The 18,101-nt window shown below is 68.1% G+C and carries 17 protein-coding genes; 11 read left to right on the top strand and 6 right to left on the bottom strand.

Annotation, left to right across the window (positions count from 1 at the left end):
- The first annotated feature begins 87 nt into the window (after nt 1–87).
- Complete coding sequence (locus BGP17_RS14300) at nt 88–1,257, top strand: acyltransferase family protein (RefSeq protein ID WP_286712457.1); 1,170 nt, start codon at nt 88–90, stop codon at nt 1,255–1,257.
- On the opposite strand, the gene ligD is transcribed toward BGP17_RS14300, so the two are convergent.
- Together ligD and ku are read right to left on the bottom strand one after the other, a co-directional pair.
- The gene (ligD, locus tag BGP17_RS14295) at nt 1,236–3,650 is read right to left on the bottom strand and encodes a DNA ligase D (protein ID WP_286712456.1); all 2,415 of its coding nucleotides are present in this window, start codon (nt 3,648–3,650) and stop codon (nt 1,236–1,238) included. The genes BGP17_RS14300 and ligD overlap by 22 nt on opposite strands.
- Nucleotides 3,650–4,492, bottom strand: a complete 843-nt coding sequence (ku, locus tag BGP17_RS14290; protein WP_167299908.1) for a non-homologous end joining protein Ku — start codon at nt 4,490–4,492, stop codon at nt 3,650–3,652. Before ku ends, ligD begins: the two co-directional genes overlap by 1 nt.
- A 29-nt stretch (nt 4,493–4,521) precedes the next feature.
- On the opposite strand from ku, the gene pdxH reads away from it, so the two are divergent.
- The 3 genes from pdxH to BGP17_RS14275 are packed head-to-tail and all read left to right on the top strand — an operon-like array spanning nt 4,522 to nt 6,883.
- Nucleotides 4,522–5,160, top strand: a complete 639-nt coding sequence (gene pdxH, locus BGP17_RS14285) for a pyridoxamine 5'-phosphate oxidase (RefSeq protein WP_286712455.1) — start codon at nt 4,522–4,524, stop codon at nt 5,158–5,160.
- Nucleotides 5,161–5,170: 10 nt separating this feature from the next.
- Complete coding sequence (locus tag BGP17_RS14280; protein ID WP_167299910.1) at nt 5,171–6,079, top strand: cation diffusion facilitator family transporter; 909 nt, start codon at nt 5,171–5,173, stop codon at nt 6,077–6,079.
- A complete protein-coding gene (locus BGP17_RS14275) occupies nt 6,080–6,883 on the top strand; it encodes a PhzF family phenazine biosynthesis protein (protein ID WP_167299911.1) in 804 nt (267 codons plus the stop codon).
- Nucleotides 6,884–6,966: 83 nt separating this feature from the next.
- Here BGP17_RS14275 and BGP17_RS14270 read toward each other — a convergent pair whose 3' ends face one another.
- A complete protein-coding gene (locus BGP17_RS14270) occupies nt 6,967–7,449 on the bottom strand; it encodes a nuclear transport factor 2 family protein (protein ID WP_286712454.1) in 483 nt (160 codons plus the stop codon).
- A gap of 172 nt (nt 7,450–7,621) precedes the next feature.
- Between BGP17_RS14270 and BGP17_RS14265 the strand changes: the two genes are divergently transcribed.
- A complete protein-coding gene (locus tag BGP17_RS14265) occupies nt 7,622–8,512 on the top strand; it encodes an alpha/beta fold hydrolase (protein WP_243857300.1) in 891 nt (296 codons plus the stop codon).
- A gap of 193 nt (nt 8,513–8,705) precedes the next feature.
- Here the strand turns inward: BGP17_RS14265 and mnmA are convergent, their stop codons facing one another.
- On the bottom strand, nt 8,706–9,815 hold the full coding sequence (mnmA, locus tag BGP17_RS14260) for a tRNA 2-thiouridine(34) synthase MnmA (protein ID WP_286712453.1): 1,110 nt from the start codon (nt 9,813–9,815) through the stop codon (nt 8,706–8,708).
- Between the two features lie 190 nt (nt 9,816–10,005).
- On the opposite strand from mnmA, the gene BGP17_RS14255 reads away from it, so the two are divergent.
- From BGP17_RS14255 to BGP17_RS14245, 3 genes are all read left to right on the top strand, one after another.
- Nucleotides 10,006–10,200 carry a hypothetical protein gene (locus BGP17_RS14255; protein WP_306298540.1) on the top strand — a complete coding sequence of 65 codons (195 nt, stop codon included), beginning with the start codon at nt 10,006–10,008 and terminating at the stop codon, nt 10,198–10,200.
- A gap of 104 nt (nt 10,201–10,304) precedes the next feature.
- Nucleotides 10,305–10,604 carry a CtrA inhibitor SciP gene (sciP, locus tag BGP17_RS14250; protein WP_086127932.1) on the top strand — a complete coding sequence of 100 codons (300 nt, stop codon included), beginning with the start codon at nt 10,305–10,307 and terminating at the stop codon, nt 10,602–10,604.
- Between the two features lie 181 nt (nt 10,605–10,785).
- Nucleotides 10,786–11,040, top strand: a complete 255-nt coding sequence (locus BGP17_RS14245; RefSeq protein WP_086128432.1) for a GlsB/YeaQ/YmgE family stress response membrane protein — start codon at nt 10,786–10,788, stop codon at nt 11,038–11,040.
- Between the two features lie 61 nt (nt 11,041–11,101).
- Here BGP17_RS14245 and BGP17_RS14240 read toward each other — a convergent pair whose 3' ends face one another.
- Together BGP17_RS14240 and BGP17_RS14235 are read right to left on the bottom strand one after the other, a co-directional pair.
- On the bottom strand, nt 11,102–11,824 hold the full coding sequence (locus BGP17_RS14240) for an SIMPL domain-containing protein (RefSeq protein WP_167299914.1): 723 nt from the start codon (nt 11,822–11,824) through the stop codon (nt 11,102–11,104).
- 80 nt (nt 11,825–11,904) lie between these two features.
- Entirely contained in the window at nt 11,905–12,165 is a 261-nt protein-coding gene (locus tag BGP17_RS14235) for a GlsB/YeaQ/YmgE family stress response membrane protein (protein ID WP_086127930.1), read from the bottom strand.
- 247 nt (nt 12,166–12,412) lie between these two features.
- On the opposite strand from BGP17_RS14235, the gene BGP17_RS14230 reads away from it, so the two are divergent.
- The 3 genes from BGP17_RS14230 (at nt 12,413) to BGP17_RS14220 (ending at nt 18,074) form a co-directional block, all read left to right on the top strand.
- Nucleotides 12,413–13,612 carry an efflux RND transporter periplasmic adaptor subunit gene (locus BGP17_RS14230; protein ID WP_380926316.1) on the top strand — a complete coding sequence of 400 codons (1,200 nt, stop codon included), beginning with the start codon at nt 12,413–12,415 and terminating at the stop codon, nt 13,610–13,612.
- Between the two features lie 12 nt (nt 13,613–13,624).
- On the top strand, nt 13,625–16,780 hold the full coding sequence (locus BGP17_RS14225) for an efflux RND transporter permease subunit (protein ID WP_167299916.1): 3,156 nt from the start codon (nt 13,625–13,627) through the stop codon (nt 16,778–16,780).
- Between the two features lie 88 nt (nt 16,781–16,868).
- A complete protein-coding gene (locus BGP17_RS14220; RefSeq protein ID WP_167300502.1) occupies nt 16,869–18,074 on the top strand; it encodes a DUF445 domain-containing protein in 1,206 nt (401 codons plus the stop codon).
- Nucleotides 18,075–18,101: the final 27 nt, after the last annotated feature.

Raw genomic sequence — 18,101 nt, 5'->3', positions numbered from 1 at the left:
GGACGCCTTCCGCGGGCGGCGATCGGCCTTGCAGTTTGCCCGGCGAGCGGACACCAATCCGGACAAAGCACCAAGGAGGGGGACCGGGTGACCGACAGCGCTGACAGGACGATAGGCGAAGCGATCGCGACGGCGCGGGCAGACGCGCCCGACAGGACGGCCACCGGGAAAGCGCATTTCGAAGTGCTGGACGGCCTGCGCGGAACCGCCGCGCTGATCGTGGTGCTCTTCCACATCCAGGGCATCACCGTGAAATGGGACGGCGCCCGGGTGGCGCTCCACCATGCGCCGCTCGCCGTGGACTTCTTCTTCGCGCTGTCGGGATTCGTGATCGGCTATGCCTATGACGATCGCTGGGGGGAAATGCGCACAACGGGGTTCCTCGCGCTGCGCCTGATCCGGCTGCACCCGCTCGTCATCCTCGGCGCGCTGCTCGGGCTGGCCAGCTATCTGCTCGATCCCTTTGCCGGCCAGGCCCAGGCGGTTCCGCTGCGCGCGGTGCTCGGTGCCTTCGCCCTGTGCCTGTTCGCCTTGCCCAGCTGGTCGCTGCCCAATCGCTGGACCGACACCCATCCGCTGAACGGACCCATCTGGACGCTGTTCCAGGAATATATCGGCAACCTCGCCTATGCCCTGGTGCTGCGCCGCCTGTCGGCGACGGCGCTGGCGGCACTGGCGCTGCTGAGCGGCGCGGTGCTGGTGGTCAGCGCAGGAATGCTGGGCTCGCTCGACCAGGGCTCCTATTGGGAGACTTTCTGGATGGCGCCGGTGCGCCTGTGCTTCCCGTTCGTCACCGGCCTGTGGCTGTACCGGGTGCGCGAGCGCCTGCCGAACATGCGCATCGGCTGGCTGCCGCTGTCGCTGGCCATGCTCGCCGCCACCGCCTTCCCGACGCTGCCGGCGGTGGGCGGCGTGAAGCTCAACGGACTCTATGAGGCGGCGTGCGTGGTGCTGCTGTTCCCCGCGATCATCGTTGCCGGCCGCCATTCCGAGCCTGGGCGCGGCATGCTGTGGCTGTGCAAGGCGAGCGGACGCATCTCCTATCCGATCTACATCACCCACTTCCCCTTCCTCTATGTCTGGATGAATTTCGTCGCGAACGGCCGCGCTTCGCAGGCCGGGTTGGTCGCGATCGGCGTCGCGCTGGTGCCGTTCCTGCTGCTGGTCGCCTGGGCGGCCCATGCCTGGTGGGACCTGCCGATCCGCACGCGGCTGCGCGGCTGGCTGGGCCGGGATCAGATTTCGGGCAGTGTCTGATCCGCCAGCCCCCAGCCCGCGAGCGCCCGCCCGGTCGCGCGCTCGATCAGCGCGGCCCGGTCGCGAAGGGTGAAGTGTCCGGGGCCGTCGATGTCGCGCAGCTCGCTCCAGCCGACCGGCGCGGCCACCGGCGCGCCTTCGCGGGCGCGGACGACATAGGGCAGCACCGCCGTGCTGCCGCGCTGGTTGCGCAGATAGTCGATGAAGATCCTGCCCTTGCGGTGGACCTTCTTGAGGTTGGCGGTGAAACGGTCCGGCTCGGCTTCTGCGAGCGCGCGGGCAAAGCGCTCGCAAAAGCTCTTCGCCTCGGGCCATTCTGCCTTCGGCGCCAGCGGCACCACCACATGCACGCCCTTGCCGCCCGACAGCATCGGCCAGCTGGTCAGCCCCAGCTCGGCGAGGCGTTCCTTCAGGTCGGCCGCGGCCTTCCTGACATCGGCCCAGTCGAGCCCCTCGTCGGGATCGAGGTCGAACACCAGCCGGTCGGGCTTCTCGATATCGGCGACCAGGCTGCCCCAGCCATGGAATTCGATCGTCCCCATCTGGACGCAGGCCATGATCCCATCGGCATCGTCGACATGGAGATAGGGCTCGATCGAGCCGTCCTTCTCGCGCACGTCGACGTGATGGACATGCTCGCCGAAGCTGCCGGCGTCGTGCTTCTGGAAGAAACAGGCCCGCCCCCGGCCCTGGGGGCAGCGGACTAGGCTGACCGGCCGGCCGGCGAGCCAGGGCAGCAGGATCGGAGCGACGGCGAGATAATAATCGGCCAGGTCGCCCTTGGTCAGGCCGTCGCCGGGGAAGATCACGCGCTCGCGGCTGCTGATCGCCACGCGCGATTCGAGCGGTGCCGGCGCCGCGACCGGCTTCTCCGCCACGACCTGCCTCGCCGGCTTGTCCTCGCGCAGGCCGAGGAAGCTGGCGTGGCGGACGACATTGTCGGCAGTGAATTCGCCGAACGCGATCTCGGCGACCAGTTCGGGCTTCACCCAATGCGCGCCGCGCCCCTCTGCCCGGGGCACTTCGGCAGCAGGATCCTGCACCGCGATCCGGTCGAGACGTTCGCGCAGATCCCGGAGCGCCGCCATCCCGAACCCGGTGCCGACCTTGCCGGCATAGGCCAGCCCGTCCGGCCCGTTCGCTCCGAGCAGCAGCGAGCGGAAGCCGCGTCCCCTGGCGGAGGACGGCAGCCAGCCCAGGATCACGAATTCCTGGCGGCGAAGGCATTTGGTCTTGCGCCAGGCCTTGGTCCGCGCGCCGCGATAGGGCGCGTCGGCCTGCTTGGAGACCACGCCTTCATAGCCTTCGCGGCACATCGCCTCGAACAGCTTCTCGCCGCTGCCCAGCACATGCTCGGAGAAGCGGATGCGCGGATCGGCGCCCTCCAGCAGCGCCCGCAGCCGTTCCTTGCGGGCGAGCTGGGGGCGCTTGGCCAGATCCTCGCCGTCCGCTTCGAGCAGGTCGAAGGCGAACATCGTTAGCCCCTCGCCGCCGCCGCGCGACAACACTTCCTGCAACGTCGAGAAATCGGGCCTGCCGCCCTTGAACGCGACGATCTCGCCGTCGATCAGCGCCGGGCCCGGGAGGCTGGCGGCCGCTTCGGCGATGCCGGGGAAGCGATCGGTCCAGTCGAGCCCCGTACGGGTGTAGATTCTGGGACCCTTGTCGCCGAGACTGAGCAAGGCGCGATAGCCGTCATATTTGACCTCGTGCAGCCACTGGTTGCCCGCGGGCACGCTGTCGACCAGCGTGGCGAGCTGGGGCTTGCGGAACTTGGGGTTCCCGCCGCCCGCCTTCTTCTTCGCCGGGCTCGACGGTTTCGCCCCGTCCGCGATCTCCTGCATCGTGCGCCCGGTCTTCACGCTGGTCAGCCCGGTCTCGACCAGCGCGTCGGTGGCGCCCGCGAACCGGTCGTCGAGCTTGCGGAGCAGCCAGTTCTCGGCCTTCTCCCTGCCGCGCGGCTTCAGCCGGATCAGCAGCCATTCGCCCTTCATCCGCTGGCCGTCGAGCGTGAAGTGAAGGTGCCCCTTCGCCAGGTCCTTCCCGCTCTTTCCGTCGACGGGCGCCCAGGTCCCGTCGTCCCACAGCATCACCGTGCCGCCGCCATATTCGCCCTCGGGAATCGTCCCCTCGAAATCGGCATAGGCGAGCGGATGGTCCTCGGTGCGCACCGCGAGGCGCTTCTCGGCGGGATCGAGACTCGGTCCGCGCGTCACCGCCCAGCTCTTGAGCACCCCGTCCATCTCCAGCCGGAAATCCCAGTGGAGACGCGTGGCGTCGTGCTTCTGGACGACGAAACGATGCCCGCCGGCCCGGGCCGGCTTGCCCGCGGGCTCGGCCGTCTTCGCGAAGTCGCGCCTGGCGTTGTATCGGTCGAGCGGATCCCGGGCCATCAGGCGCGCTTCCTGGCCGGCGCCTTCTTCGCCGCCCGGCGCGGCTTCGCCTCCGGCTTCTCGAGCGATTTCTTAAGCGCCGCCATCAGGTCGACCACGTTCGCGCCGCGTCCGGCACCGGCATCCTCCTTCTCCTCGACGATCTTCCTACCGTGCGCCTTCTTCTTCCGCTCGATCAGGTCCCTGAGCGCATCGACATAGCGGTCGTGGAACGTCCTGGGGTCGAACTTCGCCACTTTCTTCCCGATCAGGCTCTCCGCCAGCCCGAGCAGCTCGGGATCGGGCGCATCGTCCGGAATGTCGCGGAAATAGCCCTGCGCCTTGTTCACCTCATCGGCATAGCGCAGCGTCTCCAGCACCATGCCGCGCCCGCACGGCTTCAGGCTCACCAGATATTCGCGCCCGCGCATCGCCAGCTGACCCAGCCCCACCTTGCGGGTGCGCCTGAGCGCCTCGCGCAGCACGATGAACGCTTCCTCGGCCAGATCGTCCGCAGGCACCACGAAATAGGGCCGCTCGAAATAGAGCACGTCGATCTCGTCCATGTCGACGAACCGGGTGAGCTCGAGCGTCCGCTTCGATTCGAGCTTCACCGCATCGATCTCGTCCTGGGCGAGCAGGACATATTCGCCCTTTGCGACCTCGAACCCCTTCACGATCTCCTCGGGCTCCACCGGCCCAACGCCCGGCGCCACCTTCTCGTAGCGGATCCGCTTGCCGCTCGGCGCGTGGATCTGGTGGAAGGCGATCTGCGCGCCCGATCGGGTCGCGGCGTAGATCTCGACCGGGATCGAGACCAGCGCCAGCCTGATCTGTCCCTGCCAATAGGCACGCGCCGCCATCCTCGCCTCCTCGTTGCGAAGCCGATTCAATGTGCCAGCAAGGGAGTCGTTCCTCGACACCCGTTCGGGGGACGATTAGAGCCCCCTGCATGAGCACCGATCCGTTCGAACTGTTCGACAGCTGGTACCGCGAAGCGCGCGAGAGCGAGCCCAACGACTCGAATGCGATGGTGCTGGCGACGGTGAACGCGGACGGCCAGCCCTCGGCCCGGATGGTGCTGCTCAAGGGGCATGGCCCCGAAGGCTTCGTCTTCTACACCAACCGCGAGAGCCGCAAGGCGCAGGACCTGGACGAGGGCGCGAACGTCGCGCTGCTATTTCACTGGAAGTCGCTCCGCCGCCAGATCCGCATCGAAGGCAGGGTGGGCTTCGCCACCGATGCAGAGAGCGACGCCTATTTCGCCACCCGCGCCCGCGATTCGCAGCTCGGCGCCTGGGCCTCGGACCAGTCGCGCCCGCTCGATACGCGCGAGACCTTCGAGACCCGCTTCGAGGAAGTGAAGGCCCGCTTCGAAGGCCGGGACGTGCCGCGCCCGCCGCACTGGGGCGGCTACCGCGTCACGCCGCACCGGATCGAATTCTGGCAGGACCGCGCCCACCGCCTGCACGAGCGCCGGCTGTTCGTTCGCGCCGGCCAGGGCTGGTCCGAAGGCCTGCTCTACCCGTGAGCGGCCGGCCATGACCAACCTCGCCCGCCGCGCCGCCATCGCCAGCGTGTGCAGTGCGATCCTGCTCGGCGCGCTCAAGGCCTGGGCCGCGGTCGAGACGGGCTCGGTGGCCGTCCTTGCCAGCCTCGCCGATTCGGTGCTCGACCTGTTCGCCTCGCTGGTCACGCTGGGCGGCGTCCACTGGGCCTCGCAGCCCGCCGACGAAGAGCACCGCTTCGGGCACGGCAAGGCCGAGGCGCTGGCCGCGCTGTTCCAGGTGGTGGTGATCGCGATCTCCGCGCTCGCCATCCTGATGCGCGCGATCACGCGGCTGCAGGGCGGCGACGTCTCCGCCTCGCCCGAATCGGGCATCGCGGTGAGCATGATCGCGATCGTCGTCACGCTCGCGCTCACCCGCTACCAGCAGCATGTCATCAACCGGACCGGATCGGTCGCCATCGGGGCCGACCGGATCCATTATACGTCCGACCTGCTGCTCAACGGCGCGGTGATCGTCGCGCTGGTGCTCGATGCCTGGGGCATGGTCGGCGCCGATCCGGTGTTCGGCATCGCCATCGCCTTCTGGCTGCTGTTCGGCGCCTGGCGCGCCAGCGAGGCGGCGATCGACCAGCTGATGGACAAGGAATGGCCGGAGGAGAAGCGCCGTGCCTTTGTCGAAGTCGCCGCGCGCCACCCCGCGCTCAAGAGCCTGCACGACCTGCGCACCCGCAGCAGCGGCGCCGCCGACTTCGTCCAGTTCCACATATCGATGAACCCGGCGATGACGATCCAGCAGGCGCATGACGTGGTCGAAGCGCTGGAGAAGGAGCTGGGCGCGGCCTTTCCGGGCACCGAGATCCTGATCCATGTCGATCCCGAAGGCCATTGCGACGCCCCCGAGAACCCGATGATCGAAGCCAATTTGCTGAAGGATAGCTGAGTGAACCTGCCTTTCGCCCAGATCGACGCCTTTGCCGACCGCCCCTTCACCGGCAATCCCGCCGCGGTCATGCCGCTGCGCGAATGGCTGGCGGATGCGGTGCTCCAGCAGATCGCGGAGGAGAACAACCTCTCCGAGACCGCCTTCCTCCTGCCCGATGCCAGCGGCGCGGCCGATTTCGAGCTGCGCTGGTTCACGCCCGCCGTCGAAGTCGCGCTCTGCGGCCATGCGACGCTGGCGAGCGGGCATTTCGTCCTTTCCGCCGAGCCGGCCCGCGATCGCGTCACCTTCCGCACCCGCAGGGCCGGCATTCTCGAAGTGCGCCGCGACGAAGCCGCCGGCGGCTCCGGCTATGCGATGGCCCTGCCCGCCTATCCGCCCGAGCCCGCCGAGGTGCCCGGCCTGCTCGCCGCGCTCGGCGTCGGGCTGGCCGAGACGCTGCGCCATCCCAACGGCTATGACCTGACCGTGCTGGAAAGCGCCGAGGCGGTACTGGCGCTGCGCCCCGATTTCCCGGCGCTCGCCGCGATCGGCGACACGCTCAACATCGTGACGGCACCGGGCACCGACACCGACGTGATCAGCCGCGTCTTCGCGCCGGCCGCGGGCATCGACGAGGATCCGGTCACCGGATCGGCGCATTCGGTGCTCGCGCCCTATTGGGCGAAGCGCCTCGGCCGCGACACGTTCAGCGCCTTCCAGGCCTCGAAGCGCGGCGGCCATCTCGCCTGCGGGCTGGCCGGGGACCGGGTGATCCTGGGCGGCAAATGCGCGACGGTGATCATGGGAGAATTCGCGCTTTAGGGTGAGAACCCAAGCAAGTATTTGATCCTTCGTCGCCCTCCCGGGGCTCAAGGCTGGGATGACGGCCATGGAGGCTATCGGCGTCAGTCCACCGCCCGATGCGCGTAGCTGAGGATCCGCGCTACCCGCCAGCCGTCCGGCGCCTTCTTCCACAGCTGGACGAAATGCGCGCGGCCCACCAGCTTCTCCGGCCCGTCGCCGTGCCGCTCGTAGAAGAAATGGTCGCCTTCCTCGATCGCGCCATAGCCCGGCACCGGGTCGACGCGCAGCGACGCGGGCAGCAATGCCCGGCGGCTGCGCCAGGCGCCGGGCGCCTTCCGGGCCTCGCATTGCTTGGCATAGAGCGCCACGAACGCCGCGCCGCTGGTCGCCACCACGCCGTCCTTGTCGTGATACATCTCGAAATCGGGCGTCACCAGCGATGTCAGCCGGGCGGGGTCGCAACGCTCGAAGAACGTGTCGAACAGCGCGGCATCGGCGGCCTTCACTTCGGCGAGCAGCGCGGAATCCGGGGAAGCGGGCGCGGACTGGGAAACGAGCAGCACGAGTGCGGCGGCCAGGAACATGCATTTCTCCCTTGTGTATCACCCATATAACACACAACATCCCGTCTGCGCAAAGCGCCGGCGCCGGGGAGCAGCCGGCGGGATTGGCGTGCGGATCGTTTCGGAGTCATCATCGCGGCCCGGGCGAATCATCGTCCCTCTGCGGAGGAGAAATGCGATGTGGAAATTTGGCTTGGCAGCTCTGGCGCTTGCATGCGCCATGCCGGCGGCGGCGCAGGTGGCGCCCTATCCCGCCGAATTCAGCACGCGGGAAATCGCGACCAACGGCACCACCCTCCATGTCCGCGTCGGCGGCAGCGGACCGGCAGTGCTGCTGCTGCACGGCTATGGCGAGACCGGCGACATGTGGGAGCCGCTGGCCGCACGACTGGTGCGCAACCGCCGGGTGATCGTCCCCGATCTGCGCGGCCTGGGCCTCTCGGCCAAGCCCGCGGGCGGCTATGACAAGAAGACCCAGGCGGAGGATGTGGCGGGCGTGCTCGCCGCACTCGGCGTCGACCGGGTGGACGTGGTGGCGCACGATATCGGCAACATGGTCGGCTATGCCTTCGTCGCCCGCTATCCGGCGCGCGTCCCGCATTTCGTGCTGATGGACGCGCCGATCCCCGGCATCGGCCCCTGGGAGGAGATCCTCAAGAACCCGCTGCTCTGGCATTTCCGTTTCGGCGGACCGGACATGGAGCGCCTCGTCGCCGGGCGCGAGCGCATCTATCTGGATCGCTTCTGGAACGAATTCTCGGCCGATCCGGCAAGGTTCGACGAGGCTTCGCGCGTCCATTATGCCGCGCTCTACGCGCTGCCGGGCGCAATGCATGCCGGGTTCAGCCAGTTCGCCGCGTTCGACCAGGACGCGATCGACGACCGGGCGCTGCTCGCCCGCGGCAAGCTGACCATGCCGGTGCTGGCGATCGGCGGGGAGAAGTCGTTCGGGCCGACCATGGCGACGGTGGCGCGCGCCGCGGCGGCGAACGTGACCCAGGTGGTGATACCGGCATCGGGCCATTGGCTGATGGAGGAACAGCCCGAAGCCACTTCGGACGCGATCGTGGCGTTCCTGAAATAGGCTGGCGCCTGTCCCCTGGAAGGCCTGTCCCTTGGAAGGATTGTCCGGCAACCGTCCTCCCCGCGCAGGCGGGGACCCGGGGTTTCCTTGCCGTATCGCCCGTGACTCCGAATCCCCGCCTGCGCGGGGATGACGAAGAAGGGGTAATTATTCCAACGAGATGCGCCTCAAATGGGGCGGGGCGCCGCGCGGCTCAGGCCGGAAGCAGCTCGGCCCGCTCCGTCTCGGCGATCCAGCCGCCGCCCAGCACGCGATCGCCCGCGTAGAGCACGGCGGCCTGGCCGGGCGCGACGCCATATTCGGGGGCCTCGAACACGACTCGGCCGCCCTCCAGCCGTGCCGGCACCGGCTTGGCGAGGCTGCGCACCTTGGCGGTGAGCGGCCCGGCATGATCGCCGCCCAGCCAGTTGATCCCCTCGATCCGCGCCGCGCGCACCGCCAGCGCCCGCTTGGGGCCGACGACGACCTGACGGGTCTCGGGATCGAGGCGCAGGACATAATAGGGTTCGGGCGCGCCGCCGATCTCGAGCCCGCGGCGCTGGCCGACGGTGAAATGGATCAGCCCCCGGTGCCGCCCCAGCAGCTTGCCGGCTTCGTCGACGATATCGCCGCCCGCCTCCGCCTCCGGACGCAGCTTCTTCACCAGGCTGGCATAGTCGCCATCGGGAACGAAGCAGATGTCCTGGCTGTCGGGCTTGGCGGCGACGCCCAGGCCCAGTTCGGCGGCGAGTTCGCGCACCTGCGGCTTGGGCATGCCGCCCAGCGGAAAGCGCAGGAAATCGAGCTGCGCCGCCGTGGTCGCGAACAGGAAATAGCTCTGGTCGCGCGCCGGATCGTGCGCGCGGTGCAGCTCGGCGCCCTGCGGCCCCATGACGCGGCGGACATAATGGCCGGTGGCGAGGCAATCGGCGCCAAGGTCGCGGGCGAGCGCGAACAGATCGGTGAACTTGGGCCCCATATTGCACTTCACGCAGGGAATCGGGGTGCGGCCGGCAAGATATTCGTCGGCGAAATCGTCGATCACGTCGGTCTTGAAGCGCGAGGCGTGGTCGAAGACATAGTGCGCGATCCCCAGCCGATCGCACACCGCCCGCGCGTCGCGGATGTCGCGGCCGGCGCAGCAGGAGCCGGCGCGGCCCACCGCCTCGCCATGGTCGTAGAGCTGGAGCGTCACGCCGATCGTCTCGGCGCCGGTGGCCGCGGCGAGCGCGGCGACGACGGAGGAATCGACGCCGCCGGACATGGCGACGACGATGCGCCTGGCCTTGAGCGGCGCTTCGAGCTGGAAGTCTCCTGCGATCATGATCGCGCGCATTTAGGCGTTCGCGGGGCGGCGCGCCACCCCGGTGGGATTCCGGTAACGCTGGTTAAGCGCGCGTTTTCACCTGCTTTACGGACCCTTCAAGACTTTGGGCTAGAACGCCTCATCCGAAATCGACCTGTCGGATGGGTAAGAGAGCGTGGACCTGAGTTTCGCCAGACTGGAACGCGATGTGGCCATTACGGCCATGCCGACCGAACTGGCGGTATTGCTGGTCGGCGTGGCGGCGCGCCAGGCGGCGAGCCCCACGGCACGCGCGCAGGCCCGGCTGGCGCTGATCGCGCCGGTCGAGCAGCTGCTCGCACCCGCGCACGGGGCGTTTCACCGCCTTGCGGCGCGTGCGCTCGCCCGGCGGCAGGAAGAATGAAGATCGAATTTACCGAGGCGATTTAGCCGATGTTCAAAAGCAGCGAATATCGGTCGTTCGTAGAGTTTGCGTAGCGGGGGCCCCCCGCCCCGAAAGGCGAGTAGATGATTGAGAATCAAAAGATCCGTCCGGCGAAAGTGATTGGCCCGCTCGGCGAGCCGCTTACGCTCGAGACGCTTCCCCCGCCCGAGACGACCCGCTGGGTCGTGCGCCGCAAGGCAGAGGTGGTGGCGGCCGTGAACGGCGGCCTGCTCAGCGTCGACGAGGTTTGCGAACGCTATGGCCTCACCGTCGAGGAATTCGCGGGCTGGCAGCGCGCGATCGACCGCTCGGGCATGCCCGGCCTGCGGGTGACCCGCATCCAGCACTATCGCTCGCTCTACGAGCGCCAGCAGAAATACTGAGCACCTCCCTCAAGGCGCAATATCGGCCCGTTCCCGGCTTGCCGGGACGGGCCGTTTTCTTTCCGGGGCTCGCGGAAAAGTTCCGGACCGGCCGAAAATTTCGGTACGGAACCAACATGACCGTCCACTCATTTTTGTTTCGTCGCCCGATCATCGGGCCGAAACAACGGAGGGACTTATGGTGGGTCTTATCGTTTGGCTGGTCATCGGCGGCGTCGTCGGCTGGCTCGCCAGCATCGTGATGCGGACCGATGCCCAGCAGGGCATCTTTCTGAACGTGATCGTCGGGATCGTCGGCGCCTTTATCGGCGGCTGGCTGTTCGGCGGCGGCGGCATCAACGGCGCCATCACGCCGACGACGTTCCTGGTGTCGCTGGTCGGCGCGATCGTCCTGCTCGCGCTGGTCAACCTGGTCCGCCGCGGCTCGCTACGCTGAACTCCGGCGACCGCAGGCAAAAGGGGCCGCCCCGCGAGGGACGGCCCCTTTTCATGTCCGGTTACTTGAGCAGGAAGCGCACGGTGACGGTGACGTTGAGCTCGCGCTCGCCCGCCGCCACTTCGGTCTTGTCCGCCATCGGCGCCGCGGCGGCGCGCATCATCATCACGGGCATCGGCGGATTGGGCAGCGCCCCGCCCTCCGAGATCGCCAGGATGCGGTCGACCTTGAGCCCCGCCGCCCGGGCATAGAGCTCGGCCCGCGCCCGCGCCTTCGTCACTGCGTCCACCCGCGCCTCGTCGAGCGCGCCCTCGGGCTTGTCGACCGTCAGCTCGGGACCCGAGATGTTGTTGGCGCCCTCGCGCACCAGCGTGTCGAGGATCGTGCCGCTCCTGGCCACGTCGCGGAAGCGGACCGAGACCTGGTTCGAGGCCTGGTAGCCGGTGATCACCGGCGGCTCGTTCTGCGCATAGCGATATTGCGGCGCGAGGCCGATCGTCGCGGTCTGGATGTCGCGCTCGGCGACGCCGGCCTTGCGCAGCGCGGCCAGCACCCTGGTCATCTGCGCGCTGTTCTGCTGCATCGCCTCGGCAGCGGTCGCCGCCTGGGTGACGACACCCGCCTGGATCACCGCCAGATCGGGCACCCTGGTGCTGATCCCGGTGGCGCTCACGTCGAGCACCGTGCCGTCGAGCAGCACGGGGCGCATTTCCTGCTGCGCGGCAGCCGGCAGCGCCGCAGCCGTGAGCAGCGCGGCGGAAGTGGCAAGAACAGTCCGAATCATTCGATACGCTCCAAAAACGATTTGTCCCGCGCCCGGCTTGCCGCACGCGGGACAAATGGAAGCTGAACGGAAAAAGGCCCTCAGACCCGGCGGACCATCACCAGCCGGTACAGCGCCAGCAGCACCACCGAGCCGGCAGTCGCCGCGGCATAGGCCTGCCAGGTGCTGTCGCGCACGTCGAGGCCGAGCATCGGCGTCAGGTAAAAAGCCAGCAGCGCGCCGGCGATACCGATCAGGATCGTGACGATCACGCCGCCGGGGTCCTTGCCCGGCATGATCAGCTTGCCAAGCGCTCCGGCAACGAGGCCGATGAGCAGCCACCCAATAATCCCATGAGGCATTGAATCCCTCCTCGATTCGGTCCGTCTCCCCCGGACCGCGCGCGAACGTCGCGCCGTAACGCCGCCAATGCAACCGTTTCTTGTCGGAAATGGTTCGGGAAACATTCCGGATACTTGCGAAAAAAGACCGAAACGGGCATTTGCCCGCGCCAAGCGAAACGGCTCTTGTGGCCGGTGCCTTATTCATCTAATACAGTGCGATCTCATTGGGGGGCAGCGGCCATTCGGCCGGATCGGAATGTCGCACATTAATTACGAGGCAGGGATGTTCGGACGACGGGAGCGGCTGGAATATAGTGGCGAGGAAGCGCCGAAGTCGCGGCGCTGGCTGTGGATCACGCTGGCCCTGGTGGTGGTGATCGGCATCGCCGCCTATTTCATGATGGGCAAGCAGGACGGCGCCGCCACCAAGGCGGCCGCGGGCAAGGGCGGTGCGCAACAGGCCAACCAGTCCCAGATCCCCACCGTCACCATCGCCATTCCCGGCCGCCAGTCGGTCCAGACGGTGATCAGCGGCACCGGCAGCCTCGCCGCCAAGCGCGAGATGCCGGTGGGCGTGGTCGGCGAAGGCGGCCTCGTCACGCGCGTGCTCGTCGAGCCGGGCACCTGGGTCGCCAAGGGCCAGGTCCTCGCCACCGTCGATCGCTCGGTCCAGGTGCAGACCGCCGATTCGCTCGCCGCCTCCGTGCGCGTCTCGGAAGCCGATGCCAAGCTTGCCCAGGCGAACCTCGATCGCGCGAAGGGCCTCGTCTCGAACGGCTTCGTCTCCAAGGCCGATATCGACCGGCTGACCGCCGCGCGCGACCAGGCCTCCGCCCGCGTCCGCGTCTCCCGCGCCCAGCTCGCCGAGACCCAGGCGCGCAACCACCGGCTCGACATCCGCGCGCCGGAAGCCGGCCTGGTGCTCACGCGCCAGGTCGAGCCGGGCCAGATCGTCAGCGGCGGCTCGGGCGTGCTCTTCCGCATGGCGATGGGCGGCCAGATGGAGCTGCGCGCGCAGCTTGCCGAGGCGGATCTCCTGCGCACCCATGTCGGCTCGACCGCGCAGGTCACGCCGACCGGCAGCACCCAGGTGTTCAGCGGCACGGTGTGGCAGGTCTCGCCGGTGATCGACCCGAGCACCCGCCAGGGCATCGCCCGCATCCAGCTCAGCTATGATCCGGCGCTGCGCCCGGGCGGATTCGCCAGCACGCAGATCATCACCGGCGCGAAGGATGCGGTGATCCTGCCCCAGTCCGCGATCCAGACCGACGCGCAGGGCAATTACGTCTATACGCTCGATGCCAAGGATCAGGCCGTCCGCACGCCGGTCGTCACCGGCGAGGTGACCGATGCGGGCGTCTCGATCGCCCAGGGCCTGGCCGGCAGCGAGCGCGTGGTGCTCACGGCGGGCGCGTTCCTGAATCCGGGGCAGAAGGTCATCCCCCAGCTCCTCAAGAAGCAGTAAGGGACGTAGGTCATGAGCTTCCGGAACATCTCCGCCTGGGCGATCCGGAACCCGGTTCCGCCGATCGTCCTCTTCCTGTTCCTCACGGTGGCTGGCCTCGTCAGCTTCAACCGGATGGACGTGAACAACAATCCGGACATCGACTTCCCGATCGTCTGGATCTCGATCAGCCAGCCGGGCGCCGCGCCGAGCGAGCTCGAGACGCAGATCACCCAGCAGGTGGAAAGCGCCGTGCGCAGCCTGCAGGGCATCGACGAGATCAACTCGACGGTGACCGAGGGCAATTCGCAGACCGTCGTACAGCTGGCGATCGGCACGCCGATCGATCGCGCGGTGGAGGATGTACGCAGCGCGATCCAGCAGGTTCGCGGCAACTTGCCCGACGGCATCCTGGAGCCGCAGATCGGCCGCGTCGATTCGGCCAGCGACAACGACATCGCCAGCTTCACCGCGATCGCGCCCGACATGACGGTCGAGCAGCTGAGCTGGTACATCGACAATACGGTCGCCAAGAGCCTGCTCTCGATCGAGGGCATGTCGGCGGTGAACCGCAATGGCGGCGTCAACCGCGAGATCCGCGTCCAGCTCGATCCGGCCAGGCTCCAGTCCTATGGCCTCACCGCCAGCCAGGTGAACCAGCAGCTGCGCCAGGTGAACATGAACGCGGCGGGCGGGCGCGCCGAGATTTCCGGCTATGAGCAGTCGGTCCGCGTGCTCGGCAACGCCAAGGACGCCTATTCGCTGGGCCAGACCCAGATCGCGCTCGGCGGCGGCCGCACCGTACGCCTCGCCGATATCGCCAGCGTGACCGACAGCTATGCCGAGCTGCGCAGCGCGGCCCGGTTCAACGGCCATGCCGTGATCTCGTTCGACATCCAGCGCGCCAAGGGCGCCTCGGACGTGACGATCTATCACGAGGCCCAGAAGAAGCTGAAGCAGCTCGAGAAGAACAACGACAAGGTTCATTTCGAGCTGCTGGCCAATTGGAGCAAATACGCCGAGCAGCAATATGATTCGGCGATGGAAGCGATGATCGAGGGCGCCGTGCTCGCCGTCATCGTGGTGCTGATCTTCCTGCGCGACTGGCGCGCCACCGTCATCTCAGCGCTCGCCATCCCGCTCTCGTCGATCCCGGCCTTCTGGTTCATGGACCTGCTGGGCTTCACGCTGAACCAGATGACCCTGCTGGCGCTTTCGCTGGTGGCGGGCGTGCTGGTCGACGACGCGATCGTGGAGATCGAGAACATCGTCCGGCACATGCGCATGGGCAAATCGGCCTATCAGGCATCGATCGACGCGGCCGACGAGATCGGCATCGCGGTGCTCGCCACCACCATGTCGATCGTCGCGGTGTTCCTCCCCGTCGGCCTGATGCCGGGCATCTCGGGCCAGTTCTTCAAGAATTTCGGCCTCACGGTCGTCGCCTCGGTGCTGATGAGCCTTGCCGTGGCACGCCTCGTAACGCCGATGATCGCCGCCTATTTCCTCAAGGCCAAGGGCCATGCGTCGCACGGCGAAGGCCTGATCATGGACGCCTATGTGAAGCTGCTGCGCTGGACGCTGCGGCATCGCTGGTCGGCGATCCTCGGCTTCTTCCTGTCGCTGGTCATGACCGTGGCCTTCTTCTTCATCCTGCCGATGACCTTCCAGCCGACGCAGGACGAGGACCAGGTGAGCGTCAATGTCGAGATGGTGCCGGGCACCACGCTGGAGCAGACCGATCGCGTCGTCCGCCAGGTCGCCGAGCGGCTGCGCACCGAGCCGAACGTGGAGAATCTCTACGAGCGCGCCGGTGTCGGCAACGGCCGAGTGCTGGTCATCTTCAAGGAGAAGCGCACCGAGACGAGCGACCAGTTCACGCGCCGCCTCGCGCCCGACCTGCTCAAGATCCCCGATGCGCGAGTGGGCTTCCGCGCCCAGGGCGGCTGGGGATCGAGCGGCCGCGCGCTGACCATCACGCTGGGCGGCGAGGATCCCGCGCTGCTCACCAAGACCGCGCTCACGCTGGTCGCGCAGATGTCGAAGATGCCCGAACTCGTGGCGCCGCGCATCGCGGGCGACCTCAACCGGCCGGAAATCGTGATCAAGCCGCGGCTCGACCTGGCGGCGAATCTCGGCGTCACCACGGCGGCGCTCTCGAGCGCGATCCGCATCGCGACGCTGGGCGACATCGACCAGAACAGCGCGAAATTCTCGCTGACGGATCGCCAGATCCCGATCCGCGTGGCGCTGCAGGAAAATGCCCGCGCCAAGCTCGACACGATCAAGAACCTGCCGGTGCAGACGCAGAATGGCGGCTCGGTCCAGCTCGGCACGGTGGCCGACATCGCCTTCGGCACCGGCCCGACCAAGATCGAGCGGCTGAACCTGCAGCGGCGTGTCGTCGTCGGCGCCGACCTGGCGACCGATCCCAAGACGGGCAAGGCCGTGGTCTCGGGCGTCGCGCAGCAGAAGATCCACGAACTGCCGATCATGAAGAACCTGCCGATCGGCGTGGCGGAGATGACCGTGGGCCAGGCCAAGTGGCAGGGCGAGATGGTGAAGAACTTCGTCATCGCGCTGATGTCGGGCGTGTTCCTGGTCTTCGCGGTGCTGGTGCTGCTCTATCGTCGCTTCATGTCGCCGCTGGTGAACATGGGCTCGCTGCTCAACGCGCCGCTGGGCGGGCTGATCGCGCTGTGGATCGCCGGCCAGCCGATCTCGATGCCGGTGCTGATCGGCGCGCTGATGCTGTTCGGCATCGTCGCCAAGAACTCGATCCTGCTCGTCGACTTCGCGCTGGAGGAGATGGCCAAGGGCGTCGACAAGTTCACCGCGATCGTCGACGCCGGGCACAAGCGTGCCCAACCGATCGTGATGACCACGGTGGCGATGGTCGCCGGCATGATCCCGACTGCGATCTCCCTCAGCGGCGACAGCTCGTGGCGCGCGCCGATGGGCATCACCGTGATCGGCGGCCTGATCCTGTCGACGGTGCTCACGCTGGTGATGGTGCCCGCGCTGTTCAGCCTCGCGGTCGGGCTCGAGCAATGGCTCGGACCGCGGCTGTCGCGCCGCCTGCTCACCTTCAAGCCGGGCGACGATGGCAGCCGCGTCATCGGCCATGGCCATGGCGGCGGGACGATCGAACACAAGCCGGGGGACGATTCGCCGCAGCCCGCGGAGTGAACTTGATCCCGTCTGATGTATTGGGGAGTGCGTGACCATGTTGCGCGCTCCCCTTTCGTCTGAGCCTGCCCCTGCCGGCCTTCGCCGGATGCGGCTGGTCGCGACCGGCCTGCTGGTGGCGATGGCCGTCCTCTTCCTGCTCACGCGCGCCTTCGATCATCTCCATCCGGCGATCGGCTATGTCCGCGCCTTTGCCGAGGCGGCGATGGTCGGCGGACTGGCCGACTGGTTCGCAGTGACGGCGCTGTTTCGCCACCCGCTCCGCCTGCCGATTCCCCACACCGCGATCATCCCGCGCAACAAGGACCGGATCGCAAGCACCCTCGCCCAGTTCCTGCGCGACAATTTCCTCACGCCCAAGGTGGTGGCCCGGCGGATGCAGCGGCTCGACGTGGCGGGCGCGGCCGGGCGCTGGCTCGCCAATCCGGTGCACGCCGATGGCCGGATCGGGCGCAGCGCCGGGCGCCTGGCCGCCGATTTCCTCGAATCGCTCGACCAGGAGCGGTTGGGCGGCATGGCCAAGGGCGCGATCGCCGCCCGGCTGCGCGCCATCGACGTGGCGCCCCTGTTCGGCCAGGCGCTGGGCGCCGCCATCGCCAATGGCCGGCATTTGCCGCTGCTCGACGGCATGATCCGCTGGGCGGCCAAGGTGCTCGACGCCAACGAGCATATGATCCGCGAGATGGTCCATAGCCGCGCCGGCGCGGTCATGCGCTGGACCGGGCTCGACGAGACGCTGGCCAACAAGATCATCGAGGGGCTCGACAAGCTGCTCGGCGAAATGGCCGAGGATCCGGGCCATCCGCTCCGCGCCAAGGCCGAGGAAGGGCTGGAGCGGCTCGCACATGACCTGCAGCACAAGCCCGAGCTGCGCGACAAGGTGGAGGCGTTCAAGCTCGAGATGCTCGAGAACCAGGCCTTCCAGCGCTGGATCGACGGGCTGTGGGAGACGAGCCGCGCCGCGCTGCTCCGCCTCGCCCGCGATCCCGGCAAGGCGCTTGGCGGCCGGATGGGCGAGACGCTGCGCCAGTTCGGCGTCACGCTGCAGCAGGACCGCAAGCTCGCCGAGACGATCAACCGCTTCGCCCGCCGCAGCGCGGTCGGCGCGGCGGCCGACTATGGCGACGGCATCGTCCGCCTCGTCTCCGACACGATCAAGGGCTGGGACGCGCGGACGATCACCGGCCGGCTGGAGAATGCCGTCGGCCGCGACCTCCAATATATCCGGATCAACGGCACCCTGGTGGGCGGCCTGGTCGGCGTCCTCATCCACACGATCGACGCGCTTCTATGAGTGCCGCGCCCTTGCCCGGCATGCCCC

Source organism: Sphingomonas sp. 67-41 (genome assembly GCF_001899725.1).
GTDB lineage: Bacteria > Pseudomonadota > Alphaproteobacteria > Sphingomonadales > Sphingomonadaceae > Sphingomonas > Sphingomonas leidyi.
The sequence above is the reverse complement of the archived record's forward strand: the minus strand, read 5'-3'. Positions and strand labels throughout refer to the sequence as shown.